General features: G+C 38.0%; 24 protein-coding genes and 1 riboswitch. Of the genes, 22 read left to right on the forward strand and 2 right to left on the reverse strand.

Features of this window, described 5'->3' with window-relative positions; translation table 11 throughout:
• Window positions 1-27 precede the first annotated feature (27 nt).
• The 5 genes from IGL42_RS06030 to IGL42_RS06050 all read left to right on the forward strand — a co-directional run bounded on the left by IGL42_RS06030 (window position 28) and on the right by IGL42_RS06050 (window position 4,739).
• Complete coding sequence (locus IGL42_RS06030) at window positions 28-822, forward strand: segregation/condensation protein A (RefSeq protein ID WP_002390627.1); 795 nt, start codon at window positions 28-30, stop codon at window positions 820-822.
• Window positions 819-1,424 carry an SMC-Scp complex subunit ScpB gene (gene scpB / locus IGL42_RS06035; RefSeq protein ID WP_002357625.1) on the forward strand — a complete coding sequence of 202 codons (606 nt, stop codon included), beginning with the start codon at window positions 819-821 and terminating at the stop codon, window positions 1,422-1,424. The genes IGL42_RS06030 and scpB overlap by 4 nt, the downstream gene beginning before the upstream one ends.
• A 3-nt stretch (window positions 1,425-1,427) precedes the next feature.
• Entirely contained in the window at window positions 1,428-2,144 is a 717-nt protein-coding gene (locus tag IGL42_RS06040) for a pseudouridine synthase (protein ID WP_002357624.1), read from the forward strand.
• Between the two features lie 151 nt (window positions 2,145-2,295).
• A riboswitch (FMN riboswitch) is annotated at window positions 2,296-2,415 on the forward strand.
• 71 nt (window positions 2,416-2,486) lie between these two features.
• Window positions 2,487-3,152 (forward strand): ECF transporter S component, encoded by a 666-nt coding sequence (locus IGL42_RS06045; protein WP_002382314.1) that lies wholly within the window; start codon window positions 2,487-2,489, stop codon window positions 3,150-3,152.
• Between the two features lie 255 nt (window positions 3,153-3,407).
• A complete protein-coding gene (locus IGL42_RS06050; RefSeq protein WP_002398998.1) occupies window positions 3,408-4,739 on the forward strand; it encodes a zinc ribbon domain-containing protein in 1,332 nt (443 codons plus the stop codon).
• 22 nt (window positions 4,740-4,761) lie between these two features.
• Here IGL42_RS06050 and IGL42_RS06055 read toward each other — a convergent pair whose 3' ends face one another.
• Complete coding sequence (locus IGL42_RS06055; RefSeq protein ID WP_002357617.1) at window positions 4,762-4,980, reverse strand: ferredoxin; 219 nt, start codon at window positions 4,978-4,980, stop codon at window positions 4,762-4,764.
• A gap of 35 nt (window positions 4,981-5,015) precedes the next feature.
• Here IGL42_RS06055 and IGL42_RS06060 point away from each other — a divergent pair, with 35 nt between their 5' ends.
• The 10 genes from IGL42_RS06060 to IGL42_RS06105 all read left to right on the forward strand — a co-directional run bounded on the left by IGL42_RS06060 (window position 5,016) and on the right by IGL42_RS06105 (window position 15,627).
• Window positions 5,016-6,050 (forward strand): helix-turn-helix domain-containing protein, encoded by a 1,035-nt coding sequence (locus IGL42_RS06060; protein ID WP_010710396.1) that lies wholly within the window; start codon window positions 5,016-5,018, stop codon window positions 6,048-6,050.
• Window positions 6,051-7,493, forward strand: a complete 1,443-nt coding sequence (locus IGL42_RS06065) for a RecQ family ATP-dependent DNA helicase (RefSeq protein WP_025191825.1) — start codon at window positions 6,051-6,053, stop codon at window positions 7,491-7,493.
• A 75-nt stretch (window positions 7,494-7,568) separates the two neighbouring features.
• Window positions 7,569-8,216, forward strand: a complete 648-nt coding sequence (locus IGL42_RS06070; protein ID WP_010710394.1) for a LysM peptidoglycan-binding domain-containing protein — start codon at window positions 7,569-7,571, stop codon at window positions 8,214-8,216.
• Between the two features lie 236 nt (window positions 8,217-8,452).
• Window positions 8,453-9,133 (forward strand): (d)CMP kinase, encoded by a 681-nt coding sequence (gene cmk / locus IGL42_RS06075; RefSeq protein WP_002357612.1) that lies wholly within the window; start codon window positions 8,453-8,455, stop codon window positions 9,131-9,133.
• Window positions 9,134-9,246: 113 nt separating this feature from the next.
• On the forward strand, window positions 9,247-10,458 hold the full coding sequence (gene rpsA, locus IGL42_RS06080) for a 30S ribosomal protein S1 (protein ID WP_002360341.1): 1,212 nt from the start codon (window positions 9,247-9,249) through the stop codon (window positions 10,456-10,458).
• Window positions 10,459-10,631: 173 nt separating this feature from the next.
• Window positions 10,632-11,942, forward strand: a complete 1,311-nt coding sequence (der, locus tag IGL42_RS06085; RefSeq protein WP_104842629.1) for a ribosome biogenesis GTPase Der — start codon at window positions 10,632-10,634, stop codon at window positions 11,940-11,942.
• A 247-nt stretch (window positions 11,943-12,189) separates the two neighbouring features.
• The gene (locus IGL42_RS06090) at window positions 12,190-12,465 is read left to right on the forward strand and encodes an HU family DNA-binding protein (RefSeq protein ID WP_002357604.1); all 276 of its coding nucleotides are present in this window, start codon (window positions 12,190-12,192) and stop codon (window positions 12,463-12,465) included.
• A gap of 306 nt (window positions 12,466-12,771) precedes the next feature.
• On the forward strand, window positions 12,772-13,812 hold the full coding sequence (locus tag IGL42_RS06095; protein ID WP_010710392.1) for a hypothetical protein: 1,041 nt from the start codon (window positions 12,772-12,774) through the stop codon (window positions 13,810-13,812).
• 9 nt (window positions 13,813-13,821) lie between these two features.
• Window positions 13,822-15,078, forward strand: a complete 1,257-nt coding sequence (locus IGL42_RS06100) for a tetratricopeptide repeat protein (protein ID WP_002360336.1) — start codon at window positions 13,822-13,824, stop codon at window positions 15,076-15,078.
• A 9-nt stretch (window positions 15,079-15,087) separates the two neighbouring features.
• On the forward strand, window positions 15,088-15,627 hold the full coding sequence (locus tag IGL42_RS06105) for a ReoY family proteolytic degradation factor (protein WP_002361802.1): 540 nt from the start codon (window positions 15,088-15,090) through the stop codon (window positions 15,625-15,627).
• A gap of 37 nt (window positions 15,628-15,664) precedes the next feature.
• Here the strand turns inward: IGL42_RS06105 and IGL42_RS06110 are convergent, their stop codons facing one another.
• Window positions 15,665-16,549, reverse strand: a complete 885-nt coding sequence (locus IGL42_RS06110; protein ID WP_002357595.1) for a YitT family protein — start codon at window positions 16,547-16,549, stop codon at window positions 15,665-15,667.
• Between the two features lie 123 nt (window positions 16,550-16,672).
• On the opposite strand from IGL42_RS06110, the gene IGL42_RS06115 reads away from it, so the two are divergent.
• The 7 genes from IGL42_RS06115 to aroF all read left to right on the forward strand — a co-directional run bounded on the left by IGL42_RS06115 (window position 16,673) and on the right by aroF (window position 22,348).
• On the forward strand, window positions 16,673-17,023 hold the full coding sequence (locus IGL42_RS06115) for a nucleotide pyrophosphohydrolase (RefSeq protein WP_002363944.1): 351 nt from the start codon (window positions 16,673-16,675) through the stop codon (window positions 17,021-17,023).
• A complete protein-coding gene (gene dapB, locus IGL42_RS06120) occupies window positions 17,016-17,795 on the forward strand; it encodes a 4-hydroxy-tetrahydrodipicolinate reductase (RefSeq protein ID WP_010710391.1) in 780 nt (259 codons plus the stop codon). The genes IGL42_RS06115 and dapB overlap by 8 nt, the downstream gene beginning before the upstream one ends.
• Window positions 17,792-19,012 (forward strand): CCA tRNA nucleotidyltransferase, encoded by a 1,221-nt coding sequence (locus IGL42_RS06125; protein WP_002365655.1) that lies wholly within the window; start codon window positions 17,792-17,794, stop codon window positions 19,010-19,012. The genes dapB and IGL42_RS06125 overlap by 4 nt, the downstream gene beginning before the upstream one ends.
• Entirely contained in the window at window positions 19,012-19,386 is a 375-nt protein-coding gene (locus IGL42_RS06130) for a thioesterase family protein (protein ID WP_002357588.1), read from the forward strand. The genes IGL42_RS06125 and IGL42_RS06130 overlap by 1 nt, the downstream gene beginning before the upstream one ends.
• A gap of 89 nt (window positions 19,387-19,475) precedes the next feature.
• A complete protein-coding gene (locus IGL42_RS06135) occupies window positions 19,476-19,931 on the forward strand; it encodes a hypothetical protein (RefSeq protein ID WP_002357586.1) in 456 nt (151 codons plus the stop codon).
• Between the two features lie 488 nt (window positions 19,932-20,419).
• Window positions 20,420-21,286, forward strand: a complete 867-nt coding sequence (gene aroE, locus IGL42_RS06140) for a shikimate dehydrogenase (protein WP_010710390.1) — start codon at window positions 20,420-20,422, stop codon at window positions 21,284-21,286.
• Between the two features lie 36 nt (window positions 21,287-21,322).
• A complete protein-coding gene (aroF, locus tag IGL42_RS06145) occupies window positions 21,323-22,348 on the forward strand; it encodes a 3-deoxy-7-phosphoheptulonate synthase (RefSeq protein WP_002363948.1) in 1,026 nt (341 codons plus the stop codon).
• Window positions 22,349-22,355 lie beyond the last annotated feature (7 nt).

A 22,355-nucleotide genomic window follows, 5' to 3' on the forward strand; every position in this document is an offset into this window, starting at 1 on the left:
AACTAGGAAGTCGAGAAAAGAAAGTAGGTGTCGTTTTTGCAAGAAATTAATTTAAAACTAGATGTCTTTGAAGGACCACTGGATCTTCTACTACATTTAATTCAAAAATTAGAAATCGATATCTATGACATTCCCATTACAGCAGTAACTGAACAATACATGTCTTATATTCATGCGATGCAAACCTTAGAGTTAGAAGTCGCTGGAGAATATCTAGTCATGGCTGCCACCTTAATGGCTATTAAAAGTCAGATGTTGCTTCCAAAACAAGAGCTTGAAATCATTGATGATGAAGATTTTTTTGAAGAGGAAGACCCACGGGAAGCTTTAGTAGCTCAGTTATTGGAGTATCGGAAATTTAAATATGCAGCGACTGTTTTACATGAAAAAGAAGAAGAACGTAAACTCTATTATACAAAAGAACCAATGGATATGGATGATTATAAAGAGGAAGATACAACACTACCGCCTAATCAAATCAATACAATTGATTTATTTCTAGCCTTTCACGCCATGTTAGAAAAGAAAAAAAATCGCCAGCCTGTTGAAACAACTGTTGCTAGTGACGATGTTTCCATCGAAGAAAAAATCACCGCTATTTCAGAGCGTATGCGTCAAGTACAGAAAGGGAAGGCAGTGTCGTTTGATTCTTTCTTCGATTCTTATTCCAAACAAGAAATTGTGACAACGTTCATGGCTCTTTTAGAATTAATGAAAACAGGCGTGATTTATGCTGAACAAGAAAATAATTATAGTGAAATTTTGTTATTTAATACAGAAACCCAGCAGGAAGATACAACAGAGGTGGAGGAAACACAGTGACATTAGTTAGTCAAATTGAAGCAATTTTATTTGTGGTTGGCGAAGAAGGAATTGGCTTGGAAGAGCTGGCGTACTTATTAGAGAAGTCAACAGCAAAAACCTATGAAGAATTAACGAAATTGAAAGAACATTATGCTTCTGACAATAAATCGGCGTTAAATATTTTAGAAGTCGGCAATCATTTTGTCTTAACAACGAAGAAAAAATATGCCTCATTACTAAAAAAATATGCGCAATCGCCTATGTCGAACGCCTTATCACAAGCGGCGCTAGAAACATTATCCATTATTGCTTATAAGCAACCAATTTCGCGTATTGAAATTGATGAAATTCGTGGCGTACAGACTTCTGGCTCTATCCAAAAGTTAGTTGCCCGTCAGTTGATAGAAGAAAAAGGCCGCGTCGATGGTCCTGGTAGAGCGATTTTGTATGGCACAACGAAGTATTTTATGGATTACTTTGGGTTGAAAAGTTTAGATGAATTACCAGATATCCAACAAATGGAAGATGAATTAGAAGAAGAACTACCAATGGATCTATTTTTTGATCGTTATCAAGAAACGAACCCAATGTCTGAAACAACAGAAGGCGAGGAAGCTTAAACAATGGAAAGATTACAAAAAGCAATTGCTCATGCTGGGGTGACTTCGCGTCGCAAAGCAGAGGAATTAATTGTCAAAGGCCGCGTAAAAGTCAATGGCCAAGTGGTCAAAGAATTAGGAACGCAAGTAAGTAAACAAGATACTGTTGAGGTTGATGGTGTACCAATTTATCAAGAAGAATATGGTTATTATTTATTCTATAAACCAAGAGGGGTTATTTCTGCGGTGTCTGACGATAAAGGCCGTAAAGTAGTAACGGATTATTTTACAGATGTTACTGAGCGAATTTATCCAGTCGGTCGTCTGGATTATGATACTTCTGGGTTGTTACTTTTAACGAATGATGGAAGTTTTTCACAAAAATTAACCCATCCTAAACATGAAGTAGATAAAGTCTACGTAGCAAAAATTAAAGGTGTACCTACTAAACGGGATCTATTGCCATTAGCCAAAGGCATTCGCATTGATGGCAAACGCACAGCACCAGCCAATTTTCAAATTCTTTCAGCGGATATTAAAACAGGTAGCAGTGTCGTGGAATTAACGATTCATGAAGGACGTAATCATCAAGTGAAGAAAATGTTTCAAGCTGTTGGTTTCCCTGTTCAAAAATTAAAACGTGAACGTTACGGTGAGTTGACCTTACAAGGTTTGCGACCAGGGCAATATCGTGATTTAACTAAAAAAGAAATCAGTCAATTATTAAATCAAGCTAAATAAGATAAAATGACTCGATCTCTTCGCGCTTATGGCGAAGGGATTGTTTTTTTTGAGAAATGAAACAATCAATGAAATTTAATAAAAAAGCTTAGTTAGTTGCATTCATTGTTCAAATCGGTTACACTAAGTAAGTAAAAAAATATAATACAAGGTTCGTCTTCAGGGGCAGGGTGTAATTCCCGACCGGTGGTTATAGTCCACGACTCGTTTTTAACGATTGAATTGGTGTAATTCCAATACCGACAGTATAGTCTGGATAAAGAAGATAGGGCTTATTTGAGACGCTTTTTCATCAGATAATCCTACTCTATTTTTCCCTGCAGAAAAATAGGGTTTTTTTGTATGACAAAGAAGCGAATCAAAAAGTTCGTTGAAGATGGGTCCTTAATTGGAGGATTTCAGATGAACAACAAGGTACAAAAAATGGTCAGCATTGCAATGTTGGCTGCAATCGGTACAGTATTACAATTTGTGGCATTTCCGATTATGCCGGCGTTTAGTTTTTTGAAAATCGATTTTAGTGATATTCCGATTCTACTCGGAATGTTCTTGTACGGACCGTTAGCAGGAGTAATTACTGCTTTTGTTCGTTCGTTGCTACACCTGTTCTTAACCGGACTAGCACCGCAAAATATGGTGGGAGATTTCGCTAGCTTTTTAGCAAGTAGTATCTTCACCTTGCCAATTTTTTATTTCTTTGGTAAAAAGAAAAATATCCGTACAAATCGGATAGTGGGCTTAGTAAGTGGGATCTTAGCCTTGACAATTTTCATGAGTATTGCGAATTATTTTGTCATTACACCCATTTACTTACAATTATATGGTGTGACCACACAACAATTTTTAGGAACATCTTTAGCAAGCTATGTGGCGATTGGTATTGTGCCATTCAACCTTATTAAAGGCCTCTTAGTCAGTGGTGTTTTTCTAGTACTACATGCGAAGTTATTGCCATGGCTATCAAAAAAGCAACATACTATTCAGAAAAAAACACCGTTAACAAAATAAATGATAAAAAACCTGCTGTTGAACAATGTTTGACAGTGGGTTTTTAAAATTTACGCCTAAAAGAAAAGAGGTTGTCATAATCTGTCATCATTCTGTTAAAAAATACTAAACCATCTGCATTGTAATTTTAACTTTCCCTTGGTATGATAGAAATCATCAAAGAAAGAGGAGTTTTCCTGAGTGAAAAAGTGTAAAAATTGTCGTCATGTGAATCGTGATACGGAGTCCTTTTGTGAAGAATGCGGCGCTCCGCTAATGAATGAATCTATGCATCAAGAGGAAAACCAAGCACAACCATCAATGAATAAAGGGAACGAATCTACTCCTCTCAGATCAAAAAGAAGCTGGATCTGGGTGTTTCTTTTTGTGTTCATCGTTCTTGGAGCGGGTAGCTATTTTCTCGGGACGCATTATTTTTCTAAGGAACAACAAATTTCTCATTTTATTGAAGCGATTGAGAATGGTGATGCCCAAGAATTAAGTAAAAAAATGAGGACGAACGAGTCTGAATTTCAAGTGAATCCGCAAAGCATTAAGCCTTTAATCACTTATTATCAAAAAAATCCAACTGAGCTAAAAAAATTAGAAAAAGCGCTATTAAAGGATAAAAAGCTACATGGTTTAACTATTCGTGAAACAAGTCAAACAGCATTTTTCTTTCACCGTTATCAATTCATTTTAACGCCTGTTTCTGTTCAGTTAACGACGAATCAGCGCGGTGTGACGCTGGCAATGAACGGGCGGGAAGTGGGCACTTCCGACTCAACCACTTATCAAAAGGAATTGGGACCCTTAGCGCCAGGACAATATACCTTTACAGCCACAGTGAAAGATAGCACCGGCGAACCTGTTATCACAGAAGAGTATCGTTTATTAGAAGAGGAAAATTATATTTCTAGTATTCCTTTAGATTTTAAACGAATGAATTTTGTTGTGGAGAGCAATCTGCCAGACGCAGATATTTATATTAATGATCGGAAAGTTGGTACGCTAACGAATGGAAGCAAAACGATTGGCCCTTTGTTCTGGTCCAAAGGGATGACGATTCAACTTAAAAAGACGATTAATGGAGAAGAAATTCAAACATCAAAAGAAACGATTGGTGAAAATGATTTTGTCGAAGCGCTCTCCGATAATCCAACGCTACAATTGAATTTTCCGTTAGCTAGCGACTATGATGCCCGCAAAGCGCTAGAAACCTTTTATCAAGCATTTGCCAAACAAGTGAAAAGTCATACGGATAGTACAGAATTTGCTAAAAAATATCTCGTTGGTGGGGAAAATAATCCTCAATTTCCTTCTTTTATAGAAGCACTTGAACGATTACGTGAAAAGAAATCGACCGATGTTTCACCAGATTTTGAAGTGACCATTAATACGCTACAATTGGATGGTAAAGAAAATTACCATGTCAATTATTATTTAGAAGCTAAAAATTCTAAAGCAAAAGAAAATGGTCTTCGTTATGAATGGATCAATGGCCTAAATGATCAAATTCATTTAGTCAAAGAACCGCTAAAAGAAGGACAATTACAGTTTGTTTCGATAGATGAACAAACACTTGCTTGGCTCGAAAAAATACTCTAAGCAAAAATGAGTGCTAAATTATTTAGCACTCATTTTTGCTTATTTCTATTGCACGCGTGGGACATTTGCGGTACGCTTTTAACACATTCTCGCGTTCGTTTTCTGGAATAAATTGTTGTCGAGCATGCGGCTCGTCTTTAAAAAGGACAATCCCATGATCATCATAATCAAATATATTGGGCGCATAAACTTGACAAAGTCCACAAGCAATACATTTTTCAGGAACTAAACGTGATTGCATAAACAGTGACACATCCTATCTAAAAGAGGTTTACTATGGAAGCAACTTTTATTTTAGCGTTATTATCTCACGGATACAAGGTACGTGCATCAACTTTGTATCATCTTTTAAAAGGCAAACGGACTAGCTCTGTTTTGATTTATGGTTTTTTATATGATTGTTTACGGTTCATTGGCTGGTGGCCAACGATTTCCGAACAAGCCTTTTTTCAATTTCTTGAAAAACTTTCGAAGGCGAAACAAATTCAGTATCACAAAGAGACAAATGAGATTCAACTAACAAAAGAAGGGCAACTATTTTTAAAGGAGCACCATTTTTCGTTGCTGGATTATCCTGCAATTGATCTTTATCGTTTTGGCAGAAGTGATCGAGAAAGTTGGCAACTCATTCAATTTGCCGTGCAAGTGACTTCGTATTTATCATTTGAGGAAAAACAGTATATTCCACTTTTATCAACACCGATTCCGCAACTATATTTGAAACGATGGTTACAAAAAGACAAGAAAGAGCAGCGCATTCAATCAATCAAAGAAGAACTGTTGCGAGGGTTTGAGTTACTAACTGAAGCAGAAAGCGACTATTTGGTTGCGCAACTTTCTGGTTATCAGCAAACTGGCAAAGTTCCTCAGCAATTAACAAGCGATAAGACAGCTCTTGAACAGCGTTTGTGGCACACGCAAGCGGTTCATCATTTACTGCAGTTGATAATGTACGGAGGAAACTATCCTGCTTTACAAACGCTTGTATGGCCGTATCTAGAAAAAAATCTAAACCAAAGTATGCAAGAAACCCAACGATTGTTAACGGAAGGCAAGACGCTTCAAGAAATTGCTGAGCAACGAAAAATAAAACTGAGTACCATTCATGATCATCTATTAGAGTTGGCTATTCAAGGGCAGCTGCAGGCGTCTGTTTATCTTGAAAAGGAGGCAATACTCCAAAACTTGGCTCAAACAGAACAAAATCCGCGGTTGTGGGTGTATCGGGATTGGCGAGCGCAAGAAGCGACGCTTTCTTATTTAGATTTCCGCTTATATCAAATCCAACAAATTTGGCAAGAAAAGGAGTGAGTGTTGTTGACATTAGAACAAGAATTATTCACTCGATTTGGTTATGCAGCGTTTAAGCCTGGTCAAAAAGAAGTGATTACAAACTTACTTGACGGTATGAATACATTGGCTGTTTTGCCAACAGGCACTGGCAAATCATTGTGTTATCAATTTGTGGGCCAAAAGTTAGAGGGACTAACGGTAATTGTTTCTCCCTTACTTTCGTTAATGGAAGATCAGGTGCGTCAATTACAAAGACAAGGAATTAAAGGTGCGGTTGCCTTAAACAGTACGTTACAGTATTCAGAAAAGCGTTATATTTTAGCGAAAATGTTCCAATACGATTATCTGTTTTTAAGCCCAGAAATGCTTTTGCAGCAAGAAGTACTTAGTGTGTTACAACGCCAAAAAATTGCATTATTTGTGGTGGATGAAGCCCATTGTGTTTATCAGTGGGGCGTCGATTTTCGCCCTGAATATAGTAAATTAGATCTGGTCCAAAAACAGCTAGACTTTCCTTTGACCTTGGCGTTAACTGCCACAGCGACACCCGTTGTACAGCACGCAATTATAAAACAATTATTTTCTCATGGTAGCTATCAAGAAGTTCTTTCTTCAGTGAATCGAAAAAATATTGGCTTGTTCGTGAAGGAAACGTCAGAAAAAGAAGAAGTATTACTAGATTACTTATCTAAAACGGCTGGTAAAATCATTATCTATTGCGCCACGCGCAACAAAACAGAACAAATCAGTCAACTTATTCAGGCGAAAACCAGTTTTAAGATAGCCTATTATCATGGGGGCTTGGAGGCTAGTGAACGTAGTCGCTTGCAAGAACAATTTATTGATAATCAAATCGATATTCTTTGTGCAACGAATGCTTTTGGGATGGGAATCGACAAACCTGATGTTCGTGGAGTGATTCATTTTGATTTGCCTGATAGCTTAGAAAATTACCTGCAAGAAATCGGGCGAGCTGGACGTGATGGTCAAAAAAGTTGGGCGCTATTATTGTATAAAAAAGGGGATGAATTTATTCATCGGTTTTTCTTAGAAGAGACAAGAGCGAATCGAGCGACATTAAAATCGCTGATTGAAGGAGAAGAACAAGCAGGTTTGTTAGAAAATGCCACCGAGTTACAACAAAAATGGGTTCAAGGCTATTTAGCCAAGGATTATTCTTTTGAAGAGCTAGAGCATCGTTTAGAGGAGAAAGAAAAAGATCGTCAAGCGCAATTAAGAGGGATGCTGACGTATATTGAAACCACAACCTGTCGAAGAACGTTGATTCAAACTTATTTTCAAGAACCGATTGTCAAACAATCACCGGAAACTTGTTGTGATAATTGTGCGTTATTCTTTGACATTTACCAAGATTCAATAGTAAAATCGAACAAGACCAGCAATCAAAATGAAGGAGGTTGGCGTTCTAAATTTCTAAAATTATTTAAAGAACGTGATTAATTCATTTTTTTAGTCGGCAGTTGGCAAAAGCTATGATATAATAACAAGCGAGAGAAGTTTAGGAGGAAATTAGCAGTGAGTAAAAAGGACAAAAAGAAAAACCAAGCTCGTGAGCCATGGGAACAATCAATTTATGAACCTGATCAAAATGGTGGTGGTTCTCGTTTAGCAAAACGCCAACAGCAACGAGGAAATTCATTATTTCTAACTGTTTTAGTTATTTTGCTATTATTAATTATTGCCATTCCAATTGGGACTTTCTTATGGATGATGCAAGACAAGAAACCGAACGAAAGTGCTAGCAAAAATAGCCAGCCATCTTCTTCATTAGTCCAATCATCATCAAAAGAGAAGAAAAAAGAAAGTACGTCAAAATCAGTGGAAAGCTCAGAACCAGCAAGCAGCCAACCAGCTGAAAATACAACACCTTCAAGTTCTGATGCTGCTGCACAGCAACAACAGGACCAACAAGCACAACAACAGGACCAACAAGCACAACAACAGCAACAGCAACAACAAGAGCAGCAACAACAACAAGAAGCTCAAAATCAACAACAGCAACAAGCGCAGAACCAACAACCTGTTTATGATACCGTTCAAAGTGGTGAAGGGGCACGTCAAGTTGCCGAACGTAACGGAATGACATTAGAACAAATTTTAGCGTTAAATCCTGGGATTGATACATCTGTGTTTTATCCGGGACAACCATTACGTATTAAATAATCCAGAAAAAGAGGTTTGGACAGCACTTTCAAGGGCTAAACCGCGACGGATGATTACATGAGAATGCCAATAAGCAGAAATTTCCGAAAGATGGTTTGCGTCTTTCGAGGGATTTCGGCTTATTGCTTTTTCGTTAGAAACTCGTCATCAGTTTAAATCCAAGTTCTTTTCTTCTGATTTTAATATAAAAGAAGAAGCGCATTTTAAAGGATGCATATCAGTTAAGGAGTTTTTTCATGGGGAAAATCAGTATTGCTATTGACGGACCAGCTTCGTCAGGCAAAAGTACAGTTGCAAAAATTTTAGCAAAACAATTGAATTATGTGTATTGTGACACGGGTGCCATGTACCGAGCGATTACGTATCTGGCCTTGCAAAATCAAATCGACATTCAAGCGGAAGAGCCATTAGTAGCGCTTTGTGTCAACCACACTATTTCTTTTCAGCAAGCAGAGAATGGCCAACGTGTTTTTATCGACGGTCATGAAGTGACCGAAGCGATTCGCCAGCCAGATGTAACGAATGCTGTTTCAGCTGTTTCAAAACATGCAAAAGTTAGAGAAGAAATGGTGGCGTTACAACAGAAAATTGGTCAAGCCGGCGGAGTTGTCATGGATGGTCGAGATATTGGTACTGCAGTTTTACCAAAGGCCGAAGTAAAGATATTCTTGGTGGCTAGCGTTGAAGAACGTGCAGAACGTCGTTTTAAAGAAAATCAAGAAAAAGGGATTGAGACGGATTTTGAAACCTTGAAGGCGGAGATTGAACGTCGGGATTATTTAGATTCAACCAGAGAAGTATCACCCCTTGTCCAAGCAAGTGATGCTGTGAAAATCGATACAACAGGGTTGACGATTGAAGAAGTCGTCGCCGCCATACAAAATGTGATTAAACAAAAAGGTTTTGAACTTTTTTAAAGAATTTTAAGAAAAATAGAAGAAATCGCTTTATTTTTTTACAAAAATCTCGTACTATGTAAGTATATATAGCTAAGTTTTGGAATTTTTGTTGGCATAGGAGGATAAGAGGCATGACAGATTTTGAAGACAAACAAGTAGCAAACAACGAAACAATGGAAGATGCAATGAACAGCGTTCAAGAAGTCAGTGTTGGCGATATTGTTAAAGGCGAAGTTTTAGCCATTGAAGACAAACAAGTTGTTGTCGGCATTGAAGGAGCGGGCGTTGAAGGCGTTGTTCCTGCAAAGGAATTATCGACTTTACCAGTTGAAGATGTACACGAACTTGTGAAAGTCGGTGATGTGTTAGATTTAGTTGTTATCACATCAATTGGCAAAGATAAAGAAAACGGCAGTTATTTACTGTCAAAACGCCGTTTAGATGCTAAAAAAGTTTGGGAAGAAATTGAACAAGATTTCCAAGCGGGCAAAGTAATCGAAGCACCTGTTACAAATGTTGTTAAAGGTGGTTTGGTTGTTGATGTCGGTGTTCGCGGATTTGTTCCTGCCTCAATGGTTGAAGATCATTTTGTTGCAGATTTTTCTGAATATAAAGGTCAAACACTAGCATTTAAAATTATTGAAATCGAACCTTCAGAAAACCGCTTAATTCTTTCACATAAAGCAGTTGTTGAAGCTGAAAAAGAATCGAAAAAAGAAGAATTACTTTCTTCTTTACATGACGGAGACGTTGTTGAAGGGAAAGTAGCTCGTTTAACAGATTTCGGCGCATTCATTGATTTAGGTGGCGTGGATGGTTTAGTTCATGTTTCTGAAATTGCTCATCAGCATGTGGGCAAACCAAGTGATGCGTTAACTGTTGGCGAAGACGTTCAAGTAAAAATTCTTTCAATTAATCCAGAAGAAGGACGTATTTCTTTATCTATTAAAGAAACACTGCCTGGACCATGGACAGATATCGAAACAAAAGCAGCCGCTGGGACTGTTTTAGATGGCACAGTAAAACGCCTAACAAGCTTCGGTGCCTTTGTGGAAGTTTTCCCTGGTGTGGAAGGATTAGTGCATATTTCTCAAATTTCTCACAAGCACATTGCAACGCCTCATGAAGTCCTTCATGAAGGGGATCAAGTACAAGTGAAAGTTTTAGAAGTTAATCCAGAGGAACATCGTATTGCTTTAAGTATCAAAGCGTTAGAACCAAAACCTGAGTCTCAAGAAGAACCAAAAGAAGAACAGGAATATGAATTGCCTGAAGAAAATACTGGCTTTACCATGGGCGATATTTTAGGTGACGCTTTATCTGATGCGAAAGAAGAGGAATAACACGTTACTTTCTTGAAATTTATGAGTTTGACATAGCCGTAAACAGATCGGCTATGTCAAACTCATTTTTTCTTGAATTGGTTAGAAAATCAGCAGAAACTAAAACTTTTCTTGCACTTTAAGGTTTGATTAGGTAAACTAGTAAGGATTGAAATTCTCAAGGAGGGAATCAAATGGCAAATCCAACTATTGCGATTGTCGGTAGACCGAATGTCGGTAAATCGACTCTTTTTAACCGCATTGCCGGTGAGCGTATCTCGATTGTAGAAGATACTCCTGGCGTAACACGCGACCGTATTTATACAACTGGAGAATGGTTAGGGCGTGAATTTAGTATTATTGATACAGGTGGGATTGATTTAGGTGACGAACCATTTATGGACCAAATCAAACACCAAGCAGAAATTGCGATTGATGAAGCAGATGTGATTATCTTTGTTGCTAGTGGCCGTGAAGGAATTACTGATGCAGATGAGTTAGTAGCAAAAATTTTATATCGTAGTAATAAACCAGTGATCTTAGCTGTTAATAAAGTTGACAATCCTGAAATGCGTAATGATATTTATGAATTTTATGCTTTAGGACTAGGGGATCCTTTCCCAGTTTCTGGTAGTCATGGTTTAGGCATTGGCGATGTGTTAGACGAAGCAGTTAAACATTTTCCTAACACTTCAGAAGAAGAGGACGAAGATACAATTAAATTCAGTTTAATCGGGCGTCCAAATGTCGGTAAATCATCATTGATTAATGCTATTCTTGGTGAGGATCGCGTGATTGTTTCAGATATTGAAGGAACAACGCGAGATGCAATCGATACGTATTTTGAATCTGAAGAAGGTCAAAAGTTCTTAATGATTGATACAGCTGGTATGCGTAAACGTGGAAAAGTATACGAATCAACTGAAAAATATAGCGTCATGCGCGCAATGCGGGCGATTGAACGCTCAGACATTGTTTTAATGGTCTTGAATGCAGAAGAAGGTATTCGTGAGCAAGACAAGCGTGTGGCGGGCTATGCCCATGAAGCAGGTCGCGGTATTATTATCGTGGTCAACAAATGGGATACAGTCAAAAAAGATACAAATACAATGCGTGATTTTGAAGCGGAAATTCGTGATGAATTCCAATATTTAGATTATGCACCCATTATTTTTGTGTCTGCATTAACCAAACAACGTTTAAACAAACTGCCTGAACTAATTGAAACAGTAAGTATGAATCAAAACTTACGGATTCCTTCAGCGTTGTTAAATGACGTTGTAATGGATGCTGTAGCAATTAATCCAACACCAACCGATAAAGGAAAACGTTTGAAGATTTTTTATGCAACACAAGTGGCAGTCAAACCACCTACATTTGTTATTTTTGTCAACGAAGAAGAACTAATGCACTTTTCTTATGCCCGGTTTTTAGAAAATAAAATCAGAAAAGCATTTACGTTTGAGGGCACGCCGATTAAAATCATTCCGCGACGCCGAAAATAGTGCATTCTACCATACTTTTTTTAGATATTCAAATAAATTTATCAACTTTGAGAAAAAATGATTATTTTTTGAAAAAACTGGTTAAAATACACTAAAAACCTTGCTATTACAACTTTCTTATGCTATCTTGTTAACAGAATATTGAACCAGATCAATATTTGCTGTCTGTTTTTGGACCACTCAAAAATAGACGGAACTTTAGGTGTGTAAAAACATCGTATCTCTTATAGAGGAGGTGAAATGATCCATGGCAAATAAAGCAGAATTAATCGAAAACGTTGCATCTTCAACTGGTTTAACTAAAAAAGATGCTACTGCAGCAGTAGACGCTGTCTTTTCAACAATTCAAGAAACTCTTGCTAAAGGTGAAAAAGTTCAATTAATCGGTTTTGGTAACTTTGAAGTTCGCGAACGCGCAGCTCGTAAAGGACGTAACCCACAAACTGGACAAGAAATTCAAATCGCTGCAAGCAAAGTACCTGCATTCAAACCAGGTAAAGCATTGAAAGATGCAGTGAAATAAGACAGACAATTAGAACCCTTGGTTTCCAAGGGTTCTTTTTTGAATCATACATAAAAAATGTTATTTTAAGAGGTGGTCGAAACAGTACGCTAAAAGGCTAAATTGTAACGAGCCTTGGGTGAGAAAAACGTGCTTCGCTCCGAGAATCAAGCGGGAACGGTTCGACACTCGCTCCTTGCTTTTTTGATAAAAAGAGAAAGATTTATGAATGAAGGACAAAAATAAGTTGTTGCCAGTAGCTGTTTTTTAGTGGTTATGCTAGACTTGGGGTGAAGGAAGAGGAAACAGTCTTAAGGTGGTGAATCAATGAAATACAACTATTCTAGAGGGGAAAACAAGGTCGCTATTATTTATGGAGAAACATTTGCTTCCGTCCTAAAAAAACGACCAGTAACGACGGAGTCAATCGTTGTTTTGGCGAATCAGCGTTACTATGATCTTTTTTCGGAGAAGATTAATTATGCCTTTGGGGAACAGTTGGGATTAAACTGGTATATTTGTCGCAATGATGTTCATTGCAATGACTTATCAGAATTAGAAAGTGTGTTACGTTTCTTAGCTGATTGGCCAGAAAATCAGGATGTTTTATTGATTGGTTTGGGTAATGAAGGGGTACTACAATTAACCGCATTTTTGCACCAAGTAAGTAAGTGTTCCTCCAAATGTTGGCTGATGCCTGTGTCTGTTCAAGCGTTACGGCAAGGACTTTTACCAAGTGTCACAATTCAGCAAGCACAGCATGCAACCATGCATATAGAAAATCATTCAGAAGAAATTTTGTTTGATAGTACCTTGACCAATAAAAAAGGTGCCGCTCCTTTAATTGATTTGCTCGTTTTTATTCGAGCGGGTCTTGTCTGTGATTATGCTTATTTACAAATGCTATACCAAACGTATCCAGATAAAAAACGGTTGAATCAAACGTCATTTAATGGTATTTTAGACGAGTTGTTATCCTTTTATGAACAAGTAGGGGAAAAAGTGGATCAATTTGGCCGAGTTTTTGAAGCGGCCTTTGCTACAACCGAAAATGGCCATTTGTTATCAGGTCCCATGAAACGATTATTGGGATTATTGTTACAAGTTTTATGGAGCCAGCAAGTCAATCACTTTGACTTTCAATTTAAAAATTTTATCGTTTGGTTTATTCGCTTAGGTTTTCCGGTGGCGTTTCCAAAAGAAATTTTAAGTGCTGATTACGCAGAACAAGTCTTGGCTCACACAGAAACACTAGGTCCTCCTATGGTGTTGGAAAAAATCGGTCAGCTAGGAGCAGCTTTAAAGCCAACGCCCGATCAACTGTTAACAACGATTGAAAGATACCAAGAAATTTTAAAAGAGATTTGAGGGGAAATTATGTCATATAGTGAAAAAATGGTTCAAGCATTACAAGCTGAAAATTTAGCAGAAGCACAGTTAATGTTTGAAGAAGCATTAAAGAAAGATGATGAAAATACCTTAGCTGATTTAGGGGAAACGTTATTATCTTTAGGTTTTCTAGAAGAAGCCAAACAAATTTTCCAACAATTGTTGGAACAATTTCCCGATGCAGATGGCTTAAACATTCCATTAGCAGAAATCGCCATTGAAAATAATGAAATAGATGACGCATTCATCTATTTAGAAAAAATTCCAGAAACTAGTGACAGTTATGTCCAAAGCCTCTTAGTTACTGCGGATTTGTACCAAGTTTTAGGGATTCCAGAAGTCAGTGAAGCGAAATTAAAAGAAGCAGCCAATCTTATGCCAGAAGAGCCGTTAATTCAATTTGCTTTGGGAGAACTATATTTTACAAATGGTCAATTTGTCGAGGCTATTACTCGTTATCAAAGCATTGTAGAAAGTGGGACAGCGCAAATCTCTGCTATTTCCTTGAATGAACGCTTAGGAAGTAGTTACAGCATGTTAGGTGATTTTGAAGAAGCAGTTCCTTATTTGGAAGCCGCGGTCAAAGAAGAACAAACAGATGATCGTTTATTCCAATTAGCTTTCACTTATTTACAGTTACATGAGAATCAAAAAGCCATTGCGTTGTTCCAGCAATTAAAAACACTAAACCCACATTATCAATCACTTTATCTATATTTAGCGGAAGCGCTCCAAGAAGAAGAGCAATTAGAGGAAGCAAAAGCGGTGATCGAAGAAGGAATTGCGGAAAACCCCTTCCAAGTAGAGTTATACCAATTTGCCTCTGAAAATGCCTATCGCTTACACGATATTGCTGGTGCTGAAAACTGGTTGTTAAAAGCTTTGGAATTAGGTGAGAAAACAGATGAAAGTCGTTTGACCTTAAGTAATCTCTACATCACGGAAGAGCGTTTTGAGGAAGTAATTACTATCTTAAATGATTTAGAGGAAACGGATCATCCTTATGCTGAATGGAATTTAGCAAAAGCGTACAACGAATTAGAAGACTTTGCCGTCGCTAAAGTTCATTATGAACAAGCAGCGCAAGAATTGTCTCACGAACCAGAATTTCTAAAAGAATACGCATTGTTCTTACGAGAAGAAGGCGAACTTGAAAAAGCAAAACACTTGTTATACCACTATTTGGAACATGAACCTGGTGATGTCGACATGCAATCTGTGCTAGCAGATATGGAAGAAAGATAGGAAACGACGATGTTTGTTAGTTTATCAGAAAAGAAAAAATTTTTAACTTGGTTAGTGAATACCGTGCCTTTTGGAAGAAGAGAAGTACTGTGGATTTTAAATTACTTATTAACGCACGATGCGATTTTAAATAATGTTCATTTTGTTGAGAACGTAGAGAAAACCGATCGGGGGATCCGTGTGGTAGCGGATGGTTTAGGTAAGGAGCCGTTATTGCTTTTTATCCAAGCACAAGAATTTACAGATCCGGAACAAATTTTTCATGAGATTCGAATGAATTGGCGGAAAGCTCTTTATTTAGAATGTGTATTTCCAGAGGCTTGGCAAACGAGCCAGTATTTATCTGTTTTAGAAGACAATCCGTTTGCGCCATGGAATGAACAAGTGGATCAGGAAGTTGCCAGAGCGATTGATCAATATTTTAAGCAAGAAGAACAAACGCAGCGAATGGCATTAATTAAAGCTCAAATTGATGATGCTTTAGAAACAGGCAACAAAGAAGCGTTTTTAGAATTATCCGATGAATTAAATCGTTTGAAGCAACAATAAATAAAACCCAGCATTTTCAATAAATGCTGGGTTTTATTTATTGTTTTAATTTAAAGCGCCGTTGTTTGCTGGGTTTTGCATAAGTAAAGCCTTCGCCAATTGCTTCATGTACGTTAATGATGGACACAAAGGCTTTTTCATCTATTTCATTAGCAATCCGTTTGACTTCCATTATTTCTCGAGGGCTGACTACCGTGTAGAGAACCCGTTTTTCCACTTGTGAATAAGCACCTTCACCATTTAAATATGTTACCCCGCGTTCTAAAGAAGCCATTAAACTTTGACCGATTTCTTCGGAATGATTGGAAACAATTAAAATTCCTTTCGCAGCATAGGCTCCATCGAGTACAGAATCAACAACACGACTGAAAACAAAGGACACAATTAAAGTATACATCATTCGTTTGACATCAATATAGGTCAACGAGAGGAGTAAGACTGCAACATCAAAAAGTAACAACGAGCGGCCCATGCTAATCCCAAAGTATTTTTCGAAAATGCGGGCAATGACGTCGGTCCCACCAGTGGTTCCGCCTACGCGGTAAACAAGGCCACTACCGAATCCTGCGGCCAAACCAGCTAAGAGAGCAGCAATCAATAAATCATGATCTAAATTAATTTCAACAGGAAATTTTTGCCAAAACCACAAAAATACCGATAACGACACGGTACCAATTAGCGTATAATAGAGGGAACGTTTGCCTAAAATTTTTCCACCAATTAATAAGAGCGGAATATTGATTAATAATGTCGTATATGCTGGGTTAAAATGAAATAAGGCTCTTAAAATCAAAGTAATCCCCGTGACACCACCTTCGGCCAGGTCATTGGCAATATTGAAAGTAACCAAACCAAAGGCATAGATACAGCTTCCTAATACAATAAATAACACATCTTTAAAATAAAATCTTTGTTCTTCCATTTAATCACGTCCTTTTACAGTATAAACTGTATCATTCTCTATATAAAACAACAAGTAGAACCTTTCCAGATAGCCAAGTTTTTGATAAGATGTAGGAGGTAGAGTAAGAAAGGTTGGGGTAAAATGTCAGAATCAGAACAACGTAGTTTGCAATCGATGCAAACAGAAGTTGATGATTATATTCAACAGTTTAAAACAGGCTATTTTTCACCATTAGGACAAATGGCTCGTTTGACGGAAGAGGTCGGAGAATTAGCCCGTGAAGTCAATCATTATTATGGTGAAAAACAGAAAAAAGCAGACGAAAAACCAAAGACAGTATCAGAGGAACTTGGAGATGTCTTTTTTGTATTGATTAGCATGGCAAATTCTTTAGAGATTGATTTAACCGAAGTTTTTGAAGAAAATATGGCTAAATTTAACAAGCGGGATCGCTATCGCTTTGAAAGAAAGGATGGGAAAACACATGATTAAAATAATTGTCGCTGGGTTTAAAGGACGAATGGGCAGTACAGCTACACAAATGGTCTTAGAAACTGCAGACTTTGAATTAGTAGGTGTGTATGATCCTCATGAAGCACAAGAAACTGTTTCTTTCAATGATGAAACAGCAATTCCCGTTTTTCATCGCTTAGAAGAAGTCCTAGCTGTCAAACCAGATGTTTGGATTGATTTTACGGTTCCTGAAGCCGCCTATCCAAATACACGTTTTGCGTTGGAACACGGTATGGCGCCTGTTGTTGGGACGACAGGCTTTACGGAGGAACAAATCAACGAATTGACAAACCTATCTCGAGAAAAAGCCATCGGCGGCTTGATTGCGCCAAATTTTGCAATTGGGGCAGTTTTAATGATGCAATTTGCCCAAAAAGCGGCACAGTATTTTCCGGATGTGGAAATCATTGAATTACATCATGATAACAAATTGGATGCACCGAGCGGAACGGCTATAAAAACTGCAGAAATGATTCAAGAAGTTCGGCCAGCAAAAAAACAAGGGAATCCGCAAGAGGTAGAATCAATACCAGGGGCACGCGGGGCTGATTTCGAGGGTCTGCGAATCCATAGTGTCCGCTTACCTGGTTTAGTGGCACACCAACAAGTCCAATTTGGCAGTGTAGGTGAAGGGCTCACTATTCGGCATGATTCTTATGATCGGCGTTCATTCATGACAGGAGTAGCGTTAGCTTGTCGGCAAGTGGTACAGAGAACAGAACTACTTTACGGATTGGAACAGATGCTATGAAATTGACAACTATTCCAAACGAATTTAAAGAAGCCGCTCCCGTTATTCGTGAAATCAATGCACAGGGCTTTGAAGCGTATTTTGTCGGGGGCAGCGTCCGTGATGCTTTATTAAATAAACCAATCCATGATGTCGATATTGCGACAAGTGCCTATCCAGAAGAGATTAAGCAAATTTTTAAACGAACCGTTGATGTGGGCATCGAACATGGCACAGTCCTTGTATTGATGGAAGACCAACAGTATGAAGTAACAACCTTTCGTACCGAGTCAACTTATCAAGACTTTCGTCGACCAGATGAAGTCACCTTTGTTCGCTCCTTGAAAGAAGACTTAAAACGGCGAGATTTTACGATTAATGCCTTGGCGCTCGACAGCACAGGCGAAATCATTGATTTATTTGATGGTATCGAAGATTTAACTAATCAAACCATTCGTGCTGTCGGTAATCCCCATGAGCGGTTTCATGAAGATGCTCTGCGAATGATGCGGGGCTTACGCTTTGCTAGCCAATTAGATTTTAAAATTGAAGAAAAAACCTTAGCCGCTATCGCTGAATTTCATCCTTTATTAGAAAAAATTTCAGTAGAACGCATTACGATTGAATTTGTAAAAATGCTTTTAGGGGTTAATCGACAAGGTGGCTTAGCTCCGTTTATTGAAACAGAATGCTATCAATATTGTCCCAAATTACGAGAACAAGGGGCTGGACTTTTTCGTTTAATGGACTTGCCTGCTCGTCAAATTGAAACAGAAGCAGAAGCGTGGACGTTACTTATTCAATCGTTGAATTTACCAGAAGCAGAAATTCGCTCCTTCTTAAAGGCTTGGAAACTTTCAAATCAATTAATTCAAAACGTTTCACAATTAGTACGCGGTTTGCGTTTTCGCTTGAGTAACGACTGGCAGCCAATGATGCTTTATGAATTAGGCGAAGAATCAGCAGTACTTGTTGAAAGGCTTTTATATTATTACCAACAAGAGAGTCAAGTACAAGTAACAAAAGAGTTAGTTAAGGCATTACCCATCCATCAAAGACATGAATTGGCCATAACAGGAAAAGACCTTTTAGCCGTCTTAGAAGAAACACCAGGCAAATGGTTAGGGGAACTGATTGCTGAAATCGAGCAACACGTTGTTGAAGGTAGCTTAGAGAATAAACAAGAAGTTCTGCTTTCGTTTGCCAAAAAACAACGTTCAAAAGGAGAGAAAGCATAATGCCAACAGAAATGTTTACAAAAGAATTCTTGGTGAAAGAATCACAAACGGCTAAAATGCTCGGTTCTGGTGACTTAGAAGTTTTAGGAACCCCTGCTTTAGCTGCCATGATTGAACAAACGGCCAAAGAAGCTGTGAAGGACCAATTATCAGTTGGGGAAACAACTGTCGGAACGGTGTTAGAATTGCGCCACTTATTTCCATCCGCGGTAGGGGCGACAATCGTTGTTACGATGACCAGCATTGAACAGACTGCACACAAAATACGCTATGAATTTGTTGCTTATGAAGGAGAACGACAAATTGCCAAAGGTTCTCACCAACGTGCAGTAGTTGAGATTGATTCTTTTTTAAAAAGAATAACAAAAGATTAAGAATCTACAGCGAAAGTTTGTGACCGTTTATCAAAAGTATGGTAAACTAATAATGTAAGAAATTATTTTTAAGTAAGGAGATTTGTGCTATGGCTAGAGAAATGACAGGACTTAAATTTTATTTCAGAAATGGTGAAACTTGGACGATTGATCGTCGTTTTATTGGTGATTTATGGATCAAACATATTACAACAAGTTTTGGCCGTATCCATGGTAGTGAATTTGTTGAAATTCATCCATGTGAAGGGTTCAAAATTGAAATTTTCCAAGAAGGAGATCATGTTCAAACCCACGATATTAACTTAGGTGGCTTAGAATTAGGGATGTTCTCTCGTGCTTTAAAATATGAAGATATCGAACGTATGGAAATTCTTTACAAAAATGGCACACCAGATTTAGTTTATTTCCCTTACAAAGATAAAACAGATGAGGGCTTGGATAACATCTATCAATCTACAAAAGTCAGCGAAAAAACTAAAAACTTATACATTGTTATCGACCCAACACAAACAGTTGATGATGTATACGCTGAAGAATTAAAATAATTTTTGCTCCACAGGAATCAGTGAAATGACTGGTTCCTGTGGCTTTTTTCAGTCTTTTGACGAATAAAATAACATTGGTTTTAATGGAATAGTCGAAAAAATAAGCGAATAAGTGTTGACACATGTTTTTTCTAGCGGTATACTGTTAACAATTCTTAATTAAATCAGTTTTGGAGTGATTCTTATGACAACAACGAAGAAAAACCATACACAACTGAATAACTTTTACTTTAGCTATTTTAGATAGGTTTGTATTCATAACATTATGGGTACAGACAACAAACGTTTGTATCTATAATGGCTAGGGAAATTTAAGATGACTTTCAGCCATGTAGATTTAAGAAAATCTATAGTGGCTTTTATATTGCTTTTTTGTAGGGTATTCACTGTAGATTTTTCTTAAAATTTACTGTGAATATCCTTTTTGTTTGGCCAAAAATTAGGATTTCAGAAACTTACTAAAAAAATTTCGTAAAGGAGCACACAGGATGAAAGAAATAACTGGAGCTACTCGTTTAGCTGGGTTATTCGCGAAACCCAGCCGACACAGTATTTCACCGTTGATTCATAATACAGCATTTCAAAATTTAGGAGTTGATGCTCGGTATCTGGCGTTTGACGTTGGACAAGAGACATTGCCACAAGCAATTGAAGCGATTCGAACGTTTCACATGTTAGGGGCCAACTTATCAATGCCCAATAAAGTGGCGGCTGTAAGTTATATGGATGAACTAAGTCCTACCGCTCAACTGGTTGGCGCAATTAATACGATTGTCAACAAAGATGGAAAACTTTACGGAGACAGCACGGATGGTACTGGTTTTATGTGGAGTTTGAAAGAGAAAAAGGTTGACGTTTTTCAGAATAAAATGACCATCTTAGGAACAGGTGGTGCAGCCTTATCAATCATTGCCCAAGCTGCTTTAGATGGCGTGAAAGAAATCGCCGTTTACAACAGGAAAAGCGCGGGGTTTAACAACAGTCAAAAAAAACTGGCAAATTTCACTGAACGAACCAACTGTGTAATTCATTTAAACGATTTAGCGGATACTGAAAAACTAGCAAAAGATGTTGCTGAAAGCGTCTTGTTAGTTAATGCAACGAGTGTGGGTATGCATCCACATGCACATAGTAGTCCTATAGAAAATTATGCAATGATTCAGCCGAAGTTATTTGTGTATGATGCTATTTATAATCCCAGAGAAACACAGTTATTAAAAGAAGCCCGTTTACGTGGCGCAGAAACAAGCAACGGCTTGGACATGCTACTTTATCAAGGAGCTGCTGCTTTTGAACAATGGACAGGACAAAAAATGCCTGTATCAGTCGTGAAACGTAAAATTGAAAATAGATAAAAAGAGCGCCGTTTAAAGGCATGAGGAGAGAATATAATGATCGTAATTATGAAAGAAAATGCAACCGAAAAGCAAATGAAACAAGTCATTGATTTAGTAACAGGTGCAGGCTTAACTACTCAAACAAGTCAAGATAATGGAAAAACAGTGATAGGCTTGATTGGTGATACAGAAAAATTAGTTGAAGCAGAGTTAACAGCATTAGAAGGCGTGGAAAAAAGTGTCCGCATTTCGTTGTCATACAAACTAACGAGTCGTTTATTTCATCCAGAGAATACAGTGGTTGATGTGAACGGTGTTAAAATCGGTGACGGCAGTATGACCATGATGGCGGGCCCTTGTTCAATCGAAAGCTTAGATCAGATTCGTGAATGTGCGCGAATTGCTAAAGCTGGCGGTGCAACAATTTTACGAGGTGGTGCATTCAAACCTAGAACGTCGCCATACGCTTTCCAAGGACTAGAAGAAGAAGGACTAAAATACATTCGCCAAGCGGCTGATGAATTAGATATGCAAGTCATTACAGAAGTGATGGATGAAGCGAATTTAGAACTTGTCGCAAAATACAGTGACATTTTACAAATCGGTGCGCGCAACATGCAAAATTTCAAGTTATTACAAGCGGTTGGTAAAACTGGAAAACCTATCGGCTTAAAACGCGGGATTGCTGGTACGATTGATGAATGGCTAAACGCAGCTGAATACATTGCTGCGCAAGGAAATTTCAATGTGATCTTCATTGAACGTGGGATTCGTACGTACGAAACCGCTACGCGCAATACACTTGATTTAAGTGCGGTGCCTTTAATTAAAAAATTAAGTCATTTTCCAATTATTGTTGATCCGAGTCATGGTGTTGGTATCTGGGATTTAGTACCGCCAATGGCCCGAGCAGGTGTTGCTTCAGGTGCGGACGGCTTGATTGTAGAAATTCACCCAGACCCAGCGAATGCGTGGTCAGATGGGCCACAATCCTTGAATGAAAAAACTTACCTACGTATGATGAAAGAAGTTCATATCATCGAAAAAGCAATGAAAGAAATTAATGCTTTAGAAGATTAGTAAAGAC

Source organism: Enterococcus sp. DIV0712 (genome assembly GCF_050554855.1).
GTDB classification, from domain to species: Bacteria; Bacillota; Bacilli; order Lactobacillales; family Enterococcaceae; genus Enterococcus; species Enterococcus faecalis.